Origin of the sequence: Corynebacterium sp. EPI-003-04-2554_SCH2473622, assembly GCF_001665955.1 — a bacterium.
Lineage (GTDB): Bacteria > Actinomycetota > Actinomycetes > Mycobacteriales > Mycobacteriaceae > Corynebacterium > Corynebacterium pseudodiphtheriticum.
Genome location: NZ_LZMN01000041.1, coordinates 137,809 through 158,974 on the forward strand (window position 1 = coordinate 137,809; position 21,166 = coordinate 158,974).

The following is a 21,166-nucleotide window of genomic DNA, read 5'->3' on the forward strand; positions in this document are numbered from 1 at the left end:
CATTTTTAGAAGTCCACAGAACGGTCGTACGGTGTCCGGCGTTTCCCGACACCTTGCACAACTTAAACCGCTAGCATCGCATGAAGTAACTATTTTCACTTTCGCCACTTTTGGAAGGACTTGTCAGTGCGATCGACACCATTTTTTCAACGGAGCCGTACCACTATCGCCAGCGTTGCTTGCCTGGGCGCTTCCGTTGCGTTGTTCCAACCTTTAACAGCACACGCCGGCATCGCACAACACCCCGCCCGCAATGCGGAGATTACCTGGGAAGACTGCCCCGCGCAGGTGACCGACGACAACGCAGCATGCGGCCGCATCGACGTTCCGACCTATCACGACAACCCAGAAGCTGGCACCATCTCCGTCGGCTTTGTCCGACAGAAAGCTACTGGAAACTCGCGGGGTGCACTATTCGGCAACCCGGGCGGACCTGGCGGAGACGGTTATTCTTACTTCGCAGGTGACATGTTCGAATGGCCGGATGGCATCACCCAAGAATGGGACCGTATCGTCGTTCAGCCGCGAGGCCTACCGGGCTCTACGCCTGTGCGCTGCGATGAACCCCGAGATATCATCGTCAATAATCCCATCGCCCGCCCCGGCGGATTCTGGAAAGATACCTGCGAGAATTCCACACCGGGATATACCGACTCCTTGACCACACAAAACACCGCGCATGATTGGGAGTGGGTACGCCAGGCTCTGGGATATGACGAAATCTCGATCCTCGGCTTGTCCTACGGCACCTACTTGGGATCTGCCTACGCAAGCGCGTACCCACAACATACAGATCGGTTAATCCTCGATTCCGCCATGAACCCCTATGCTTCCTGGGGTGGTGTGCTCGCACAACAAAAACGGGGATACGACAACGCCTACGAAGATTTTTTCACCTATGTGGCTGACCGCAATGACATTTATGGCCTCGGCACCACCCCGCTAGCCGCCTATAACTCTTGGTCGCACAAGGTTTTGGATGAATCCGGAGTAAACCCCACCAATCTGCCCCCAGCTGCCCGAATTGGTGACCTACCAGCAGGATTGGAATGGTCCGGTGCAATCGGCACAGAAATCATCAATGCCACTAGTCAGGGTTCTGCCCAGCTGGAGCATTTAACGCGTTCCGCACTCGTCCCTGGCGCCAGCCTCGATAAATCCCTGACCGCTATCGTGACCCACCAGTTGGTTCCGCAACCACGGCAATGGGACAAGCTCGCGAAACATATCAATGGCAGCGAGGATATGCTTGCTGAGCAGGAACAGCCTACCGAACTCAGTGATGAAGAAATTGAGAAGATCCAGCAAGCGCAAGTTGCCACGATCGCGACGCAGCAGTTATTAGTCTGCAATGAGAACACCGCCCCCACAAACCCGATCTTACTGCCAGAATATCTGTGGGCAAGGTATATCGTCAGTGATATTCCTACTGCCAATTCTTACAGCATGGCGGCTGGCCACACCTGCAACGGTGCGGCGCCGATTACCGGAGTGGCACACTTGGATGGCGCCGAACTTGCCGTGCAACCGCTTCAGGTCAGTGCCACTGGAGACCCACAAACCGTATACGCTGACCACGCAGCTCTTGCCGACGTCATGAACGCGCACGTTCTCACCGTCCATGGCCCAGGCCACGGCCATGTGGGCAACGGCAACAAAGTCATCGACGATATCGTCGTGGATTATCTGCGCACTGGTAAGGCTCCAGAGCAGTCTGATGCACCAGGTTACTTCGAGCAATAACCAGCCCTATTTTTCACAGAAGCACCCGCGACCTGCTAATTATCGCCTATGAGTGACGAGATGTTAGTATTTAGGTCGCGGTAAATTCCGCCGGATTGCCCCCGTAGCTCAGCGGATTAGAGCGTCGGTTTCCGGTACCGAAGGTCGAAGGTTCGAACCCTTTCGGGGGCACACTGTATTGTCTCGAGACATCGTTGCTGTTTTCAACGGTGTCTCGAGACTTTCGTCGTTTAGCTAATTTTCTCTCGCACATAAGCCTGTTAATTATCCGGCCCGGGAGCAGACGATGCAGACGGCGGACACCCATCGGTTGCTTCGTATCCAGGGATATTGTCCACCGCGAGCACGGCATTCATAAAGCGTTGAATGCTTGGTTTATCGTCCTCATCTAAGTGATCGAAAATCAACCTGCGCACCGACTCCACGTGATCAGGCACTGCTTTTTGCAGCCGCTGCATACCGTCATCGGTGAGCACCACGCTGACGCCGCGGCCGTCACCGCTGAAGCGTTCTTTACGTAGCAATCCCCGCTTTTCCATACGCGTGATCTGGTGCGAAGTTCTGGATCGGTCCCACACCAATTCATCGCATAGTGCGCACAAGCGCAGGCAGTGATTAGGCGCTTCCGAAAGAACGACAAGCACCCCGTATTCCGCAGTCGACAATCCGCTAGCATTCAGCAGTGTCTCGTCTAAAACGCGATTGATCTTACGGTTTGCCTGCAAGATGCTACGCCACAGGTCTTGTTCATGATCATCAAGCCAACGTACTGGTTCCGCCATGACCATATACTAACGAATTTTGTTGACAAGTCAGATTTCACCGGATTGATCACTATCCTGCTGGTTATTTCAGATGCGTGCTTAATGAACTAACCGGCGGTCAATTCACGCATCGAATAGCGCTGGGCGCCCACCACCCGGGAATAGCGTTCCGGCATACACGTCAACACGAATACCTGAGTCTGTCGGGCAATTTCACTAAATAACGTCGCCATAAGCCGGAGCCGTCGTGCATCAGTCGATCCCAGCGCATCGTCGACCATAACCGGCACAGGAATTATTGGCAGCTCACCTGCAGCAGTACTGCCCTGCTGGCCGTGAGCAGTCAATGCAGCAACCGCAAAACGAACCAACAACGCCAATTGCTCCTGGGCTCCGCCAGATAGATGCTCAGTCTCTAAAGCCTCATCACCAATGATGCGCTGAGAAATCGCGAGGCTTTCATCTAATTCGAAACTGACAGATTGATCAAAAACCACGCGGGCGAAACGCTCAAGTTCACGGGCAAATGGTTCCATGTATCGCTGGCGTGCAGCATCCCTATGCCGGATTAACGTCTCCCGCAGGCGGGCTGCAGCGTGGGCCCGTCGTTCGACGACGGCATAGTCAGCTTTTCGGTTCTCCAGCTGCGCCTCGGCCTTGTGTAGCCGCTCCGCCGCGCCGGTAGCGGCCTCGATGTGCGAGGTTAGGGCTAGTTTACGATTCTCGGCTTCGCGTATGGTCCTTTGTAACTGAACAAGATGGGCTTTTGCACCCTCCCAGTTCCGCATGGCCATGGAAACATCAGCATCATCGGCAGCGGCTTGTGCAGCTTCCCGTTCGTTGATCGCTTGCTGCCAATGCATATTCGCAAGTTCAACATTTTCACGCAGCTTCTCCATCGAAGCAGAATCCGCACTCACCGAAACTTTTTCTTTAGCGTTAACAACGCGCTCAGTGGCCAGACTGTAGCGTTCACGCACACGCATCGCTTCCGTGTCGGCAGGCCGACCATCATAAACTGCAAGCCTGTTTGCTGCGGCTTCCAATTCTTCACGGGCCTGTTCTTCAACTGCTTCGGCAGTACTCAGTTCCGTTGCAATCTCATCAGCAGTCAATCCTGCTAGCTGGTCCGCGCTCGTTTCGGTGCCAGTTTCGGTGCCAGGTTCAGTACCCGAATCCGCGACTCCACCATCATTGACATACTGATCTAACCCGGCAAGCTCTTGGACCACATCGTCGATATTCTTATCACCTACGACACCAGCTCGCCGGTTCCGCAAAGCAGTGATTTCTCCATCAAGCGCATCGCACGTGGTATAAATCTTTTCTGCACTCTCCAGATCAGAACACTGGAATTCACGCAATAGTTCGTCTAAATGTGCCCGAGCCTGTTCCAGTGCAGATAGCGCGGACTGGGTGTCTTCCTGTTCCCGCTGTGCACTGCGATAGATCGCAGTAATATCGCCGAACTGCACCGACATGCCGTCGGAAAGCGCAAGGCTGTGTTCCGGCTGGAATTTTTCGGTAGCTTGCTCGTCATGTTCTCCGGCCCCGCTCAGCACAGGCGACCCGAGAGAAATTTCGCGGCTACCGGTGTCATCTACGACAGTGACCGTAGTTGGAGAACCTGCACACAGTTCCAGTCGCGCAGCATGGGCGTCGGCAAGCTTTTGTTCAACCACCACATCATCATGAGCTTGGCGCAGACGTTGCCATGCAGACCGATCTATATACGCGGGTAGAGCCGCCAGCTCCGCACGAGCTTCCCCGATCTTTGTATCAATCCCCTCTACCTGGTCTAGTAAGTGACGCAGTTCCTGTGCCCGCTGTGCGTTGCGTAGTTTGCTCGAGGCCACACGGACTGCCTTGTGCCGATCCCGTTGCGCTCGGTATTTTGCATCAGCCTTGTTTTTCGTATCCTGCAGCTGGTCAATGATTACTGCTTCTTGCCTTGCCGCTTCTTCTGCCTGCTGCAGCTGCTCTGACAGTTCGTCCCGGCGCGATTGCTCCTGCTTAAGTTCGTCGATCAGAGCAGTACGGGCTTCTAATAGCTCTAATTGCGAATTTTTCTGCTGCATTGCTTGCCGTACCGATTCCACAGCGTCGCTCAGCCGTTGCTGTACTGTTTCCGCATTCTGCTTCGCAGCTTCCGAATTGGCATATTCGTGCTCTGCATCGGGGATTTCGCCCGCGGCGAGTTTTTCACGTTCACTGAGTTCTTCGTATTCTGCAACGTATCCAGCTACGTGGTCGAGTTGCTTTTTTGCCTCGTCATAACGGGATTGAGCAGCGTTGAGTTCTTCTTCTGCAGCTTTCAACTCTTTCGCAGGCTTACCGGTCTTTGCAGTGTAATAACGTGCGTATTCTGCATTGACGGCCGCAAGCAGCCGTGATTCTTCCTGCGCTTGTTCCGTGCTCGTGCCTGACACAGGAGAAAAGTCAACGTTTTCTGGGATCTCGATTGCTGTGCCTGCTATGTCCTGGGCCGTCGTATTCACGGAGCCGTTGCCTTCATACCATACATGCCCGGATTGCAATGAGCTTTCCACGCTAGGGATGCCGGCTGCGGCGAGCGAATGGTGTAGTTTTCCTTGTCGGACAAACAATGCATCCAACAGGTCGGTATCAAGATATTCACTGATGATCACGCGGAACTCGTTTTCGGCTTCATCACCGCGCAAACTTGCTTTTTTCGGGCTTTGGAATTTCAGCTCGCATTTTTTGCTCGCGGCCGAGCTGGAAAATTGTTTGTAGATTTCCATGCGGTACGGACCAATCGACAGGTCAAGCCGTATCTCTGGCCATCCGGAGCCGTCGGCAGGAACGAGAGACTTAATATCCTTCGGAAACCCCGAATACTTATAATTCAGGCACGCGTCGATGGCGTCCATGATGGTGGATTTTCCCGCCTCATTATCACCATGAATCACGACGACGCCTGTCTCGGGTAACTCAGAAAGCTCCAGCTGGCTAATTCCTCGGACATTGTGCAGGTTGAGTGAGTGTATACGCATCATCGGCGCGCCTCCTTCGTCAATCGGAATAGTAAGTGTGCGCCGTCACGCGCGGCATCGTCGTGGTCAGCATCATTCAACAACTCTTCAAGCGCAGCCCGGGCATAGCCACTAACGTCGAGATTTTCTAGCTCATCTGCTTCTGGCTGGAGATTCAGCCCCTGCGACGACCGCGATTCATACAGTGCCCCGAAGCTAGGGCGAAGCTCCGCTAACTCACGCTCCAACCGCATGGTATCGGTCAAGCTCAACGCACCGCGCAGATAATATTTCACCACCGTGCGTCGCTTGTTGGCGTAACTGTGCAGGTAGTTCAGAAACCCATCAACGGTAGCGGCATCATCGAGTTCGGGTTGAAGTGCGTGAAATTGCCACTGGCCAATAGTGTGCTTGACGACGCTTACTGCTGCTTGCTGCACGGAGTGTGTGGCGGGCTTGGTGATACTGACGACCAACACGTTCCCAGAATCGGTTTCTCCGCCGTCTGTGGGAAAACCCCAGTCCGTTAGTTTATGAAAATCCGTTGTTTCTGGTGCCCCGGAGAACCATACTTTTCCGGTGGTGCCCAGTGACGCCGTGGAATGGGTATCACCAAGAGCGAGATAATCGATAGTCCCTGACTCTAAAGCTGTTTCCACACAATTCAGATCAATCAAATCGGGCTTGATCTCATCGCCATACGATTCCACCTGCCCGTGGCCCACCATCACGCGGATGGCATTTGTTGGTTTCAGCCCCTCTAGTGCGGCAGCTACCAAATCATGGTCCGGGCTTTTCACCAGCAAGGGAGCGCCAACGAGTTCGACACCATCTGCTACTTCCTGTGGCGTGTTGTTATCGATGACGTGAATATTGGACAATTCCCGTGCACTGAAAAAGATGGAATCCGCCACGAGTGGGTCATGGTTTCCGGGAAGCAAATACACCGGCACCGGTAGCGATTGCATCGTCTCTAATGCGCGATCTAATGTCCGTCGCTCTAAGGAATTATCGTCGAAGACGTCACCTGCAACAAGGATGAACGCGCAGCCTTCTTGCTGAGCAAGCTCACCTAATTTTTCAATCGCTAACAGACGTGATTCTTCAAAGCGTGCGCCTGCATCGCCGTCAAGGAAACGTCGATGCATACCCAACTGGAAATCGGAAGTGTGGAGGAAAGTGACGGTCTGATCTGTGCTCGAATGCTTCACAACTACATTGTTAACACAGCCGTCTCACATTACTGCTTCCTGTGCGTTAAATGATGGTACATATCTTCGATATCGGATACGGCACGCAGCAAATCAATATTGGTGTGGCTAACCGCGCGCAATGCTTTGCGCAGAAGGTCTGGGTCTGAATCATCCAGCGCACGGGCGATCTTTGGGCTGGGCACGGCTGGTAATTCCCTGCCACTCCAAAAAGTTTCTGCACCATCTTCGGTGGCTTTGCGGGCGACGTCCTGTGCAGAGGCAGCGATCATCTCTTCGAGTTGCCGCAGTGAGATTCCGCGCAGATGAAAAACGGCTGCCGGATCGGCGTCCAATTTTCCGCCCAGCTCCTCGGCAAATGCGACCAGGTGTTTACAGATCCACGCACTGTCGGGACAATCGCAATAACAGCGAATATCACTATCATCTTCTGCCAGCAGCACTGCCAGGACGTCGTCGGCAAGCTCACCGGCACGAACTCGCTCCATCGCCCCGGAAGTTTCGGCCAACATCCGCCCTACGGAGTTCAATTCAGAAACCGACCGCGGCGGGAGTTGGATAAGCACCGAAAACGGTTGATTCTGTGAGCCGGCTACCTTGCCATGCGCAGCACCGTTGTGAATATCGATCTCCACTACATGACCGCTGCGGGCGTAATCGATACCACGCTGATAGCGTCCGTTATCCGCATTCTCTAGGATCATCCGACGTAGCTCCAAGCCAGCAGATCCCTGCAATGGGCGTGAGCGTTGCATTTGTCGGACGGTCTCATGCAAATCAGGGGCTTTTTCTACCCGCTTTCGTGCCCCAAAGTTCGCATAAATGACATTATCCGACCCGGAATCCGATTCAGAGTCTTTCACACCCTTGGGTACCCCATTCTGCCTACGCTTATCATTCATAGCTATTGCTCACGGTAACTCATTAATTCTGCCAATTGTTGTGGGTCCAATTCAGTAATCCAGCCTTCACCTTCACCCACGATGGCGCCTGCCAAATGTGTCTTTCCGTCAAGAATATCCTGAATGGATTCCTCCATCGTCCCAGCGCTGATCATCTTATACACCGCCACATTCTTCTGCTGGCCAATGCGGAAAGCCCTGTCAGTCGCTTGGTTTTCCACCGCCGGATTCCACCACCGGTCCATGTGCACAACCATCGAGGCCGCAGTGAGATTCAAGCCGGTCCCGCCTGCTTTCAACGACAGAATCATCACGGCCGGACCGTCGTCTGCCTGGAAATCACTCACTAGCCGGTCGCGCTTTTGTTGCGGAACGCCGCCGTGCAAAAAAGGCACGCTTTCTCCGAGTTGCTCGCTCAAATATGGCTGCAGAATCTCCCCAAATGCCCGGTATTGCGTGAATACCAGCATGCGCTGGCCAGACTGCACGGCGTGATCCACCAGCTCCATGAGTTTCTCAATTTTTCCTGAGCGATGTTGGCCTTTCAGCGTCACTGGTGAGCCATCGCCTAAGTAATGTGCCGGATGATTACAAATCTGTTTCATCCGCGTCAGACTGGCCAACACCATGCCCCGGCGCGCCATGCCTTTATCTTTGGTCTCGAGCTGGCGTTGTACGTCATCAACTAGAGCTTTGTACAGGGCAGCCTGTTCATCGCTCAACGTGACGGTGAGCACTTCCTCTGTTTTTTCCGGAAGATCATCGATGATGGCGGGATCTGTCTTCAGTCGCCGGAGAATAAACGGTGCTGTCAAACGTCGTAACCGATCCGTTAATGCCTCATCATTATCGCGTTCAATTGGTTTCGCGAAGTGGTGTCGGAAAAAGCTTGCCGAGCCCAGCACACCCGGATTGGTGAAATCGACAATGGAACGCATCTCGGACAGGCGGTTTTCTACCGGGGTACCCGTCAAAGCAATGCGATGGCGAGAAGGCAAAGAACGCACGCTTTTCGACGCACGCGTCGACGAGTTTTTAATAGCCTGCGCCTCATCTAGCACTACGCGATCCCATTCTATGCGTCCCAGAGCAGAAAAATCGCGACTCACAGTGCCATACGAGGTAATAACGAGATCACGTTCTGTCGCCACACGAACAAACTCATCACCAGTGGCACGCTGGCTGCCGTGGTGCACCAAGATTCGCAGGCTAGGTACGAATTTCGCTGCCTCCCGGGCCCAGTTTCCTACCACTGAGGTCGGCGCCACGACGAGTGTGGGACCAGTCGATTGTTCGCGGTGTTTTTCGATCGCAGTCAAAGACAACAGTTGCAGTGTCTTTCCTAAGCCCATGTCGTCGGCAAGCACAGCCCCCAGGTTGTTGCGCGACATCCAGTACATCCAATCCACGCCGCGGCGCTGATAATCACGCAACTGCGCATGCACGGTATCTGGGATCTCTACCCTCTGGGGTGCTGGTGTTTCCATGCCTCCGAGCAGGCTAGCGTGCCAGTTCGATCCGGTAAATTCGATGGGCTCATCGGCCATCGACTGTAGCGCCAGCTCGCGGAGATCACCGACGGTCACTTCCTGGGCACTAAAACCCCCATTGCCTGGTGAGCCATCTGCATGGGCGGCACCTGCGTTGTTCTTGACAGCGTCGTTATAGGCCTGTCGCAATCTTTCGGCTTCTGCCGCCAGTTCGTCAGCGTCGGGGGAATCCGCCAAGCGTGCCATCTCCGCTAAGCGTGCGGCTTTTTCCATCCGCTTTTTCGCGCGCTTCGTGGCAGTTTCCGACAGCTGATCCATATAGCTACTGATGCGGTTGAGGGCCTGCGTATCTGCCATAACCCAGTTACCGCGTAACTTGATCAAGCCGGATTTCGAGTTCACCAATTCCGACATTTCGTCGTCGCTCAGTTCCTGGTCGCCGATGGAAAGCCGCCAGTTGTATTGCACGAGCTTATCCATGCCCAGTTGCGATTGGGTTGCTTTCTCATTGACCTCGCGAGTTTCTAGTTTGGCGGTGGTTTCGAGCTGCGACCAGGCACGTGGCAGCATGACAGTAAACCCCGCTGTACGAAGATCAGTAATGTCTGAACTCACGAAGTCCACAACATCTTCGGTATCGACGTAGACATCCCAATCACCTGCATTAGCATCGTCGTGCCGACGACGCATGCGCTCTACCGGGTCCAGGTTTGGTTCCAACATCGGCGACACCCGGATTGCTTCCAGGTGCGATTTACGAAGCAACTCGACGCTCGAGTGGTCGAGCTGGTCTGTACGAATGGGCTGTGGAGAATCTGTTCCGGAACGAACTTGCACTCGGATAGGCCACTGCGCATCCGGTTCATCTGGCGGTTCATTCACAATCACGACTAATTGCAAATCAACAGAAGTAATCGAGTCGTTCCAGTCGTTTAGACCACGTAAAAGCGCTCCTTTACCCCGCCGGATAGGTTGACCTTTCAACAGAGCTTGCGAAAAATCATGCCATGGATAAGGGCGGGGTTCGCTAGCTAATGACTGTAACTGCGCAATGGTTATCCAATGCACCAGGTGGTGGGACAGCTCATCGGAAAGATCACGGTTATTTACCGTCAAAATACCCGGACATGCAGCAATCATTTCGCTAAGCCAGCCACGTTCTGACAATCCGGTAGCAAGGTGCCACTGCGGGAACCATTCACCTGCTTGATAACTCAACCGTATAGTGACTCGCCCAGCCTGAACGAATTTCGTCAGCCCCGTATACATACGAATAAGCCAATATAAATCCGGAGCGATCGCATTGCGCTGAGATTCGGTTGCCGCAGGGGATGCGCTGTCAAGAAACTCGAGTTCACTCAGGATTTTCACAGAATCTTCTGGGGCAAAAAGCCCCATCGGAACCATAAGCGAGACGTCTTTGCCCTTGGGGGTGCGCAAGGATATTCGCGCACGATTACGGAAGCTCCGCCGCTGCAACAAAGACTCCACGATCGGAGGAAAAGTACCCGCTGGGACCTGCTCCGGTAGGACAATTTTCCGTCCTTCTACCCTCTCGATCCATAAACTCAAGCCAGAAACAGGCAGCCATAGACCATGCAGAAGGAACGAAGACATAATGGACAGACTACCAGTTCGTAATCGCGACAGAATCCAATTGTTATTATTCTGTTACTTTTGTCAGTGTTCCCTGCTAAGAGCCTAAAAATCCTGATATTTCTCTGAGTTTGACGCAGCTAACATTTGGGTGAGCTGCGAATTCTCACTACGGTAAGGCATTGGTCCACAAAAACCAGGCGTTTTGCTGTGCACGTCAACAACAGTGACCACCGACAAGGTGCTCGCGGTGGCTTGACCACGCAGGAGGCTGCCAGGTTTTCAGTGGTAAGCAGAGCTCGACAAAACTCTTGCCTGGCCGACTAACGCCAGGCCGTGTACAAGAAACACGTATTTTACAGTACGTCAGATGTCTATTTATTAGGAGTAACGGTGACAGAATCAACCTGGTTTGTCATCGCGATCATCATCTACATGTTCGGGATGCTCGCGATTGGCTACTGGAGCTATAAACAAACAGATCAATACGACGACTACGTCCTCGCCGGCCGTGGCCTACCACCGTTCGTGGCCGCCTTATCCGCTGGCGCATCGGACATGTCCGGATGGTTGCTCATGGGACTTCCGGGCGCTTTGTTCGCATCCGGCATGGTTGAGCTGTGGATCGCCATCGGCCTCACGATTGGTGCATGGGTCAACTGGAAGGTTGTCGCCCCACGACTGCGTGCTTATTCCGAGATCGCCGATGACTCGATTACGGTTCCTTCCTTCTTCGAAAACCGCCTAGCAGATAAATCCCGTGTCCTGCGTGTTCTGTCCGCAGCGGTTATCATCTTCTTCTTTACCTTCTACGTTTCGTCTGGCATGGTCGCCGGCGGCCGCTATTTCGAGTCAACATTTGATGGTGACTACCTGCTAGGCCTGCTGATCGTGGCTGCCATCACGGTTGCCTACACCTTTATTGGTGGATTCTTAGCGGTTTCCTACACCGACACCGTTCAGGGCATCATCATGTTCCTGTCCCTGATGATCGTTCCGGTCATGGCGTTCGTTTCTTTGGACAACGGCTCCGATATCTTTAGCTTCGCAGCAAACAACAACTACGCCACCGACGGCGTTGTTGAAGCAAACCCCGAATTCTTTAACTTGTTCAACGTTGGTTCTGCTGCAGCCGTGGCAGCCATCGTCGGTAACTTCGCTTGGGGCTTGGGTTACTTCGGCCAGCCACACATCATCGTGCGTTTCATGGCTCTGCGTAACTCCACCGACGCCCGCGCCGGCCGTTTCTGGGGTATCGGCTGGATGCTGCTCTGCGTCATTGGCGCAGTATTCGTAGCCTTGGTCGCTACTGTCTTCTTCACCCAGACCGGTAACTCCATCACCGATCAGGATTCCTTCGAGACCGTATTCTTGGACATGGCACGGGTAATGTTCCACCCATTGCCAGCAGGCTTGGTCCTGACTGCAGTTCTGGCAGCGATCATGTCCACCATGTCCTCTCAGCTACTAGCGGTGTCCTCCTCTCTCATCGAGGACCTCTACAAGATGTTCGCCAAGCGCAAGCCAAACGAGCAGGTCCTGATCAACCTGTCCCGCACTTGCGTTGTTGCCGTTGCCGTTCTTGCAGGAATTCTGGCAGTGAACCCAAGCGATTCCATCCTTGGCTTGGTTGGATTCGCCTGGGCAGGATTCGGTTCCGCATTCGGTCCAGTCGTGCTGTTCTCCCTGTACTGGAAGCGCCTAAACGCTCCTGGTGCTATCGCCGGTATGGCCACCGGTGCAATCGTCTCGGTTGTCTGGGGCGTATGGTTCTCCGACATCATCTACGAAATCGTGCCAGGCTTCGCCGCCTCGGTAATTGTGCTGGTACTGGTCACCTTGGCAACCAAGGAACCAGAGACAAAGGTCAAGAAGCAGTTCGATCAGGCTTCCAAATTGACTGACATTGCTACCGAGAACGAAGACGTAGATTTCGACGAGGCAGCACAAGAGGTTAAGAAGTAACTTCTTCTTTTCCACCTCCGATTATTCTCGTGGCACGAGATCCTACGGCTGCGGGAATATAAGACATCGATAGCCTTTGGGCGAGCAACATCTCGCCCAAAGGCTATTTTTATGGTCGTACGGAAACTGTTCGCAAATTAGGCGATATCGGTTGGCTTAGTGGAGCATGGAACTTTAGTGCAATCTTTGCCGTCCAATCGCTTATGACCGCTCAACTGATGCCGCTGACTCGCACGAAGACCGCAGAGCCGGAAAAACCATCGGCTAAATCTGACAGCTCACATTCGGTAGGCACGCTGATCTACCGTGCATTTTTGCTGCTTTTATCCATAGCAACCATAACTGCATTGGTGATGGGTGCATGGTCCAAACTAAACCCCACGACGTATGACAACGCCCTCATGCTCCCTGAGTGGCAGGAGTTAGAGAACCAATTAATAACGACACCACAAAGGCAAAAAATTCCAGGATACGAACGGGACCGCTTCGGCCGTGGTTGGGGCCAACAAGGAGCCTGCTCGACGCGAGAAGCCGTGCTTCTTGCATCGAATATGCAGCCACGTTCTGAAGAATATCGCCGTCACTCCAATGAACTACCACAGCCCACCAAACCAGAATCCTGCAAGATAAAGAATATCGAGATTTGGGATGAATATGCCGGTGGCTCCGTTTCGATTGTAGATTCAGCGCGCCACGTAGATATTGACCATATTTTCCCGCTTTCCGCGGCTTGGGACTTAGGGGCACATTCCTGGGAACAGACCCGTCGCCAAGATTTTGCAAACGATTACCGGAACTTGGTTCCTACCGATGCAAGTGCAAACCGAGAAAAATCAGACTCCCTACCAAACGAGTGGATGCCATCTGACGTCTCAGCACATTGTTGGTACGCTCGCAGGGTTGCATATATCGCAGTGCTCTATGAGCTATCGATTCCCGAACCAGACGTTAAGCGAATGAATAAGGCGTGCCGACTCTTCGGTCTCTTCGCTGGCTAACTATGCGCTGGTAGAGTGGCATGCGGAGTTTTTGCCCCCATTAATTTCCTTACCGAAAGGGATAGTCCATGACAAGTTTTTTGATTATTCTGCACATAGTCGCGGCGGTACTGTTTATCGGCCCGTTAATGGTTGCTACTTCTGCATTCCCTGCACAAATCCAAGAAGCCAAATCCGGTACCGCTACCGCAAAAGGTGCGGCTTCAGTCCTCTACCGGATCACCAAAGCCTACGGCTTCCTGTCCGCGCTTGTTCCGCTGTTGGGTCTCGTAGTTTTCCTTAGCGATATGGAAACCTACGGCACCCAAGGTAAATTCCACGCATCGATTTTATTGGCAATTATCGCTTGGGTTATCTTGCTCGTGGTCATTCTTCCACGCCAACGCACCGCCTTGGGAGCATTGGGGATGCTTCCAGAAAGCGAGGCTTCACCAGAAGAAGACAAGATCGCTAGCTGGTCTCAGGTGAAGAAACAACTATCTATGTACGCCGGAATCTTTAATCTCATCTGGATTGTGGTTCTGGTTCTGATGTTCGTATAAGTCAAACAGATCCCAGAATTCCCGTAGCTTAGCCAGCAAACAGCAACGCCCGGGCCAGGAATATTTTCCTGGCCCGGGCGTTAATTATCTACAGCATAGCTACTTAGAGCACCCTACTAGCTCAGGATAATAAGCTAGCAGGCTGGACGGGAGCTGGCTAATTACGGAATTTTCCGCCTTTGCGGCCGCTCTTGTTCTGCCGACCACCGCCGTCACCGCCTCTGAAACCACCGCGCGATGGCGCTCCATGATCTTTCCGGATCTTAATCAATTCACCAGAGATCCGGGTATCAGACAAGCGGTCCAATACTGCGGGATCCAAATCGCGTGGCAGCTCAACAATCGTATGCTCGGCTCCGATGTTAATACGGCCGAAATCTTTGCTACTCAAACCGCCTTCATTTGCCAATGCTCCGACGATGGCACCTGGACGTACGTGTTGGCGTTTACCCACTGCCAAGCGGTAAGGCTGGAAGTTACCATCTCGGTTATTCCGGCCACCGCGATCACGACCGCCACGATCACGGCCACCACGTCCACCTCGGTCATCAAAGTCACGGCCACCGCGTTTATCATTGAAACGGTCTTTGCGCTTATCAGCCGGCTGTTCTTTCAGCAGGAATTCTTTGTCGCCTTGCATCTTCACAGCCAGAGCTGCAGCGATATCGTCCATGGCAACGTCATTGTTCTTCGAGTACTCACGAATCATGGTACGGAAGAAATCTTTGTCCTTCGCTGCAAGCGCCTCAGTGATGCTCTGTGCGAAGTTTTTCTTTCGCACTTCATTTACTTCATCAACCGTCGGCAACTGCATCTCTTCGAGCGTCGCCTTGGTAACTTTCTCAATGGAACGTAGCATGCGACGCTCGCGTGGAGTTACAAACAAGATCGCTTCACCACTACGTCCGGCTCGAGCTGTACGGCCGATACGATGCACATAAGACTCGGTATCGCCAGGGATATCGAAGTTAATAACGTGCGAAATACGCTCTACGTCTAGGCCTCGTGCGGCAACATCAGTTGCAACCAGAATATCTAGACGACCAGACTTCAGCTGTTCAACGGTACGTTCGCGCTGGTTTTGTGCAATGTCACCATTGATTGCCGCTGCGCTATAACCCGCTGCGCGCAGTTTTTCCGCAACTTCTTCTGTCTCATGCTTCGTGCGAGTAAACACGATCATGCCGTCATAATCGATGACTTCCAAGATACGGATGAACGCATCAAACTTAGCGCGGTGCTGCGTAAAGAGGTAGCGCTGAGTGATGTTTTCGTTAGTACGCGCCTGGGACTTAACAGTTACTTCTGCTGGGTCATTCAGGTACTGCTTAGATAAGCGGCGAATACCATTGGGCATTGTGGCGGAAAATAATGCAACCTGTTTTTCCTCAGGAGTATCGGCCAAAATGCGCTCAACATCTTCTTGGAATCCCATGTTGAGCATTTCATCTGCTTCATCGAGCACAAGGTACCGGAGCTTGGAAATATCCAGGCTGCCTTTTTCCAAGTGGTCGATGACACGGCCAGGCGTGCCGACGATAATTTGCGCACCACGCCGCAACCCGGCTAGCTGAATCCCGTAGGCTTGCCCACCATAGATCGGCAAGACCTCGATACCACCGAGGTGTTTGGCAAAAGACTCAAAGCTATCTGCAACTTGCAGTGCTAGCTCGCGAGTAGGTGCCAATACCAAAGCTTGCGGGAATTTCTCGGTGGAGTCCAGCTGAGCCAGAACAGGTAGAGCAAAAGCTGCAGTTTTTCCTGTACCAGTTTGAGCCAAGCCCACCACATCGCGACCCTGCATAAGGATCGGGATGGTTTGTTCTTGAATTGGAGATGGCTTTTCAAAACCTACGGCTTTTACCGCTTCTACCACATTGGTAGGCAGGTCGAGGTTGGAAAAACCCTGAGGACTATCGTTGGCCGTAGCTTGCGCTGCAGCGTCGGTGTGCTCAGAAGTTTCGCCACTCTTAGCAACGGCACCTGCGGTGTCCTTGGTGTTGCCTTGCGAATTTTCCTGAGATTCCGACCTAGTCGATGGAGACTGACTGAAGTTATCCGGCTCGTTGTCGCCGCCGGTGGCGTTATCGGTAATGCTCATTGCTTGATACACACTACGTCAGCAAACAGAAAAACACCATTTAGCGCCAATTTTCGCACACCCGAGTTCCCCACAGCACAAAGCCACCAACCTAACAGTGAGGTGAAACACATTATTTTTCTCTATACTTGTGGCATGACTTCTCATTCAGCTGTTTCCTCTACTCCACACCACTGGGATGGACGACACGATGGCGATGGTCCAGAATTCCACCGTTGGCATTCAGTTATCGACACAATACGAAGCAAGCCTGGAGCCGCAATTCTCGGCTTCGCATGTGATGAAGGAGCCCGGCGTAATGGATGCCGTCGTGGCGCCGCCGAAGGCCCGCATGTACTCCGCGAAGCTCTAGCTAACCTTCCAGTTCACAACGCACTACCCTGATACGACGCCGGCACCGTCACAGTCAACGGCACCGATATGGAAGGCGCCCAGAACGAGCATGCCAAACTGCAAAAATAGTCGCTACCGCGCAACAGGCATTTCCTGAAGGTTAGCGTCACGGCTAAGCAAGGTTTCACGTCCCGGGATCCAAGCAAAGAATGCCAACGCAGCTACTCCAGCACTGAGTAAGAATGCCCAAGTAAAGCCCCAGTTATCAGCGGCAGCACCTATCGCGAGAGGACCGAAGATCATCCCAAGGTCCATGGACATTTGAAATGCTGCGAGGACTTTGCCTCCGGAGCGTTCATTGCCAATTACATCAGCCAGTGTTGCCTGCTGCGCAGGAACTGCAATCCCAGCTGCTGCACCACTCAGGGTTGAAAGAACAAGCAGAAGCCACAATGTGTCTGCTGTTCCATAAAGCCCGACACAAAGCGCACTAGCTGCGAACCCCACCATAATCATGGGCTTACGGCCGATCCGGTCAGCTAATCGACCCGAAAACTGCAATACTATGGCGTTACCAGCTGCATAGGCAGCTAACGCATACCCGGCAGCAGCTGCACTATCGGTAAATACCGCAGCAGCAAACAATGGAATGACTGCGACGCGCACCCCCATATTGACCCAGCCATGCGCAAAATTCGACACCAGCACGCTACGAAATGCAGTATCCTGCATAGCTTCCCTATAAGTCATTTTCGCATTGTTCGTGGGCTGCTGCGTCGAAGCATTCATTCTCGGCATTAATATCCAGACCACCACCGCTGCGAAACACAAACCGATACCATAGATCAAAAACGGCCACCGAAAACCCAAAAAAGCAAGAGCTGAACCCACTAATGGCCCGAGGATGCTGCCTAACAAAAAACTCGTGGCATAGGTGGCAGAACATTTACCTCGAATTTCTGGCGGTGCGAGTTTCACGATCAGGCCCATTGCAGAAACGGTAAACATAGTGGAACCGATTCCTGCTAAAAAGCGCAGCAACAAAATTTGCCAATATTCTTGTGCGATAGATATGAGTCCGGTGTTGATCGCGACCAGCAGCAATCCCGTTATGTATACCCGCCGAACACCGAGTTTGTCAGCTAAGATTCCCGCACCTGTCGCAAAGATGAGACGCGATACGGAAAACACCGAAATAACAGCCCCTGCAGCGGCCATACCAACATCAAAGCTCACGACGAATTGTGGCAATAAAGGCGCTATTAAACCGTACCCCAAAGCAACCAAGAAAAACGCTGCGACCAGGACCCAAATTTCTTTGGGGATCTGCGGCCGTTCTGACTGGCTTTCAGGCTCGTAAGCATCTTTATTGGGGTTCGCAATAGGCATAGTTCTTGCGAGCCTACTCCGCAAGAACTATCAGTGTGGTGTAACCAGCCAGAATCACACCTAACACATAACGAACAAAAATTCGAACTTTTTATATCTCGTGTGCTCCCAGTTCCCTATTATCCAGCGTATGACTACACAACACGCACTTACGCACATCTCGCACACCACCCATGACGTTGTAACCGAGATTCAGACAACCGCGAGTGATCAGCTCTTCAAGCTGGACAGTGTGCTACATCATCCGCGTTCACTAGCACGACCAATGGCAAACTGGCGTCCGCCACATCTGACCCTTGCAGTCGGTAAACATCGCCAGCTGAAAGCAACTCTTTCACGTTACCGAGTTGGCCCGCTAGCGCAATCAAGAATTCGCGGATACGGCGAACAGCGCACCCCAGCCTATGCCGTCAGCGTACGGCTCACAGACCCGGCCGGAACACCTCCGCCCATGGTTGTGGCCGAGGCCTGGATTCGGGCTATCGTGCCCCAGGACATGATCAATGCAGTGCACCTCATCGACAGGAAAGATGACACCGCGGCAATCTACGTTTGGCTCGTTGATGCAAATTATGTGCCGATACACTCACCGGCTTCAATGTTTGCAGGTTTTTCTAAAGCAGCATAGAAATCCTTTTGAGATCTATGCTGTGTTCCTAACCAGGGAGCTAAGGGCACAACACAAATTTTTATTGTGACTCAATGCCGTCATCACACGGTTTTAGCTGGAGTTCCCAGTCGTCGGCCTGCTCAACGCATAAGGACAAGACCTCAAACAGCCGGTCAAAGTCAGTGAAAGTTCCCAACTCCAGAATTTCAGGCTCTCCCCCATACTCCAAATCCCCTACTCCGGAAAAATCACTGTCAGTGTCCTGGTCATCTTGATCAACAGGCTCGCCTAAGGGCGATATCAATTCCGCATTCGCATCGGGGGTATAAGCCAGGAAAGACAAGCTGGCGGTTGGTACTCCGTCAGACAATTCCACTGACACGCGCAAATGAGAATTTTCTGCAACGTCCGCGAGCACCACCGCAGGATCATGATGGTGATGCTCAAATTCTAAGTCCGCGATCCGTTCGTCCCGTCCCTCCAGCAAATCGCGGAGGACTGTAACCACTTGGTCTGTAGCAATATGTTCGGCGACAGTAGCCACGGCATCTTCCACAGAAAATGCTACTGACACCAGCGCAGCTTCGAAATATTCATCGTCTTCGTCAACATCAGCCGCCGCAATATAGACATTTGCGGCTGGCAATACCGCATCAATTTCCACAAACTGAATCTCTATATCCGAGGTTATTGGCACAAACAGCACATCGCCATTTACGCGTGATTCCACCCCTTCGGCATCGAGGGCAGCAGCTATATCTTCAAAGAAGCTCATAAGCGCTAATCTACTACGGTAAAGCTAATCATCGACGCGGAATCCTAAATCTCTCAATAATTCTGGACGCCCAGCGCCCCATTCCAGCACGTTATATCCCTTCCAAGCTCGACGCTTGTCAGCTTTAGGGTCGTATTCCACACGAGACTGCGCATCGAAAACCATAGTTGGACGTAAGTGGTGCTGATCAGTCGGCGGTTTATATTGCGGCCAGTCAGAACCCGGTTGACCACTAGAAATAAAACTCGCCCAATGACGCTGCATTTCTGCGGTCAGCCGCTGCATGGCTTCGTCATCACGTCCAACTTTGGAGAGTAAACGAGTTTTCGAAGCTTCCGGGGTGCCAAAAACATTTGATAACTCAGCAGAATGGGCAGCGCCAATTCCGAGCTTCCGCATTAGTTGCGGGGCAAAATCAAAACGATACATCCAGGTTGGGGCTACTTCATTGTGATGGCTAGCGATCCGCACAGTCGGTGCCCAAAACAAAGCATCCGTTACTAAGTCTGCAAATTCCGCACGGCTGCGCGCGCCACCATAAGCTTTCAAAACGGTATCCGTATGTTCTGGATCATAGGGATAGAGCAAGCGTCGCCCCGCTTTAGCACGCCGAGCCGTTCGCTGGAAAAAATAGCGGGTAATCCCTGCTTCATCCAGGTTTGTTCCCAACATCAAAGGAACACGTGCCTGCCTGCCATGCTGAAATGCCACCATCGGGTGTTCCGGCAGAGACTCCGACTCCACCGTCGGCCCGAACGTCGAGTTCAGGAATTGTAACTCCCCTGCTCGCCACATCATAGACATGCCAGCACGCACTAATTCATCCGCACTAAAAGTACGCAGATCTTCTACTGTACTGTCGTGCGACAATCCCAAACGGGTCAGCAGTTGCCGCGCCCATAATTGTGACTGTGCTTTAGAATGAATCAATCCGATAGGCGGTGATTGCGCAATTGCGCGATGGAAAAGGCCGTGCGCCGGCGGTGAGCACAACAGTGCCAACACGGCAGCTCCCCCCGCTGACTCCCCCATGATCGTCACCGAATCCGGATCGCCACCAAATTGCGCGATATTTTCACGAACCCATTCCAAGGCCAAAACTTGGTCCCACAAAGCAGGATTAGCGACGCAATCTCCACCCAGACTGCGTAGATCGAGGTAGCCAAGCACGCCAAGCCGGAAATTCAGAGATACATAAACAACATTCATTACGCGGGCTAAGCGATAACCTCGCAGCATGTTTTGATGGCTTGCACCCATCAGAAAAGAACCACCGTGAAAATAGACCACAACCGGCAATCTTTCCACGGAATGTGGACGCACAATGTCCAAATGGAGGCAATCCTCATCCCCTATGAGCCGTTCACTGAGTCCATAGTTCGGTTGCGGGGCCGGTGATTGGTAGCGTGTGCAATCTAAAATTCCTTGCCATGGCCGTGGTGGTTTCGGCCGACGAAACCGCCCTGCACCACCCGTAGGCGCACCAAACGGGACCCCTTTCCAGACTGCAATAGTGCCGTCCTGAGCGAATTCACCTTGAATTTCTCCACTACTGATGCGTACCCGCGGATAATCCGACGTCAGGTGTGACGATTCATCCATAATGCCCCAGGCTAGTTACCCCAGCAAGGATTAGCACGTACCGTCGCAAGCAGTGAAATACACGCGTTGGCATATGAGGTGCCATTACACAACGCATAAGCGCGTAGAATGAATGCAAACTGTCTATTAAGCTTGAAAAGAGCGTAAGTCAG

Annotated in this window: 15 protein-coding genes and 1 tRNA gene; 7 read left to right on the plus strand and 9 right to left on the minus strand. The window is 52.8% G+C overall.

Translation table 11 applies throughout. The features are described from left to right. Positions 1–126 precede the first annotated feature (126 nt). Complete coding sequence (locus tag A5774_RS04590; RefSeq protein ID WP_082936102.1) at positions 127–1,743, plus strand: alpha/beta fold hydrolase; 1,617 nt, start codon at positions 127–129, stop codon at positions 1,741–1,743. Between the two features lie 97 nt (positions 1,744–1,840). After that, positions 1,841–1,914: transfer RNA gene (locus tag A5774_RS04595), tRNA-Arg, on the plus strand. A gap of 89 nt (positions 1,915–2,003) precedes the next feature. Here the strand turns inward: A5774_RS04595 and A5774_RS04600 are convergent. The 5 genes from A5774_RS04600 to A5774_RS04620 form a co-directional block, all read right to left on the minus strand. Further along, positions 2,004–2,525 carry a MarR family winged helix-turn-helix transcriptional regulator gene (locus A5774_RS04600; protein WP_064833617.1) on the minus strand — a complete coding sequence of 174 codons (522 nt, stop codon included), beginning with the start codon at positions 2,523–2,525 and terminating at the stop codon, positions 2,004–2,006. Positions 2,526–2,614: 89 nt separating this feature from the next. Further along, on the minus strand, positions 2,615–5,524 hold the full coding sequence (locus A5774_RS04605) for an AAA family ATPase (protein WP_064833564.1): 2,910 nt from the start codon (positions 5,522–5,524) through the stop codon (positions 2,615–2,617). Further along, positions 5,521–6,711, minus strand: a complete 1,191-nt coding sequence (locus A5774_RS04610) for a metallophosphoesterase (RefSeq protein ID WP_027017731.1) — start codon at positions 6,709–6,711, stop codon at positions 5,521–5,523. Before A5774_RS04610 ends, A5774_RS04605 begins: the two co-directional genes overlap by 4 nt. 29 nt (positions 6,712–6,740) lie before the next feature. Further along, on the minus strand, positions 6,741–7,613 hold the full coding sequence (locus A5774_RS04615; protein ID WP_156519542.1) for an SWIM zinc finger family protein: 873 nt from the start codon (positions 7,611–7,613) through the stop codon (positions 6,741–6,743). A 2-nt stretch (positions 7,614–7,615) separates the two neighbouring features. Continuing rightward, positions 7,616–10,720 carry a DEAD/DEAH box helicase gene (locus A5774_RS04620; RefSeq protein WP_064833566.1) on the minus strand — a complete coding sequence of 1,035 codons (3,105 nt, stop codon included), beginning with the start codon at positions 10,718–10,720 and terminating at the stop codon, positions 7,616–7,618. Positions 10,721–11,092: 372 nt separating this feature from the next. On the opposite strand from A5774_RS04620, the gene putP reads away from it, so the two are divergent. The 3 genes from putP to A5774_RS04635 all read left to right on the plus strand — a co-directional run bounded on the left by putP (position 11,093) and on the right by A5774_RS04635 (position 14,204). After that, positions 11,093–12,664 carry a sodium/proline symporter PutP gene (gene putP / locus A5774_RS04625; RefSeq protein WP_021353066.1) on the plus strand — a complete coding sequence of 524 codons (1,572 nt, stop codon included), beginning with the start codon at positions 11,093–11,095 and terminating at the stop codon, positions 12,662–12,664. A 203-nt stretch (positions 12,665–12,867) separates the two neighbouring features. Next, positions 12,868–13,662 (plus strand): HNH endonuclease family protein, encoded by a 795-nt coding sequence (locus A5774_RS04630; RefSeq protein WP_082936103.1) that lies wholly within the window; start codon positions 12,868–12,870, stop codon positions 13,660–13,662. A 68-nt stretch (positions 13,663–13,730) separates the two neighbouring features. After that, positions 13,731–14,204: a hypothetical protein gene (locus A5774_RS04635; RefSeq protein WP_021353064.1), complete on the plus strand. Its 474-nt coding sequence runs from the start codon at positions 13,731–13,733 to the stop codon at positions 14,202–14,204. Positions 14,205–14,361: 157 nt separating this feature from the next. Here the strand turns inward: A5774_RS04635 and A5774_RS04640 are convergent, their stop codons facing one another. Further along, positions 14,362–16,305, minus strand: a complete 1,944-nt coding sequence (locus A5774_RS04640; protein ID WP_021353063.1) for a DEAD/DEAH box helicase — start codon at positions 16,303–16,305, stop codon at positions 14,362–14,364. Positions 16,306–16,501: 196 nt separating this feature from the next. On the opposite strand from A5774_RS04640, the gene A5774_RS10895 reads away from it, so the two are divergent. Then, positions 16,502–16,657 (plus strand): hypothetical protein, encoded by a 156-nt coding sequence (locus tag A5774_RS10895; RefSeq protein ID WP_197490254.1) that lies wholly within the window; start codon positions 16,502–16,504, stop codon positions 16,655–16,657. Positions 16,658–16,770: 113 nt separating this feature from the next. Here A5774_RS10895 and A5774_RS04645 read toward each other — a convergent pair whose 3' ends face one another. Then, positions 16,771–18,027 (minus strand): MFS transporter, encoded by a 1,257-nt coding sequence (locus A5774_RS04645; RefSeq protein ID WP_064833568.1) that lies wholly within the window; start codon positions 18,025–18,027, stop codon positions 16,771–16,773. A gap of 130 nt (positions 18,028–18,157) precedes the next feature. Between A5774_RS04645 and A5774_RS04650 the strand changes: the two genes are divergently transcribed. Further along, positions 18,158–18,655: a hypothetical protein gene (locus A5774_RS04650; RefSeq protein ID WP_082936104.1), complete on the plus strand. Its 498-nt coding sequence runs from the start codon at positions 18,158–18,160 to the stop codon at positions 18,653–18,655. A gap of 61 nt (positions 18,656–18,716) precedes the next feature. On the opposite strand, the gene A5774_RS04655 is transcribed toward A5774_RS04650, so the two are convergent. Further along, positions 18,717–19,412 (minus strand): hypothetical protein, encoded by a 696-nt coding sequence (locus A5774_RS04655; RefSeq protein WP_023019669.1) that lies wholly within the window; start codon positions 19,410–19,412, stop codon positions 18,717–18,719. Between the two features lie 24 nt (positions 19,413–19,436). Then, positions 19,437–21,014: a carboxylesterase/lipase family protein gene (locus tag A5774_RS04660; RefSeq protein WP_064833570.1), complete on the minus strand. Its 1,578-nt coding sequence runs from the start codon at positions 21,012–21,014 to the stop codon at positions 19,437–19,439. Positions 21,015–21,166: the final 152 nt, after the last annotated feature.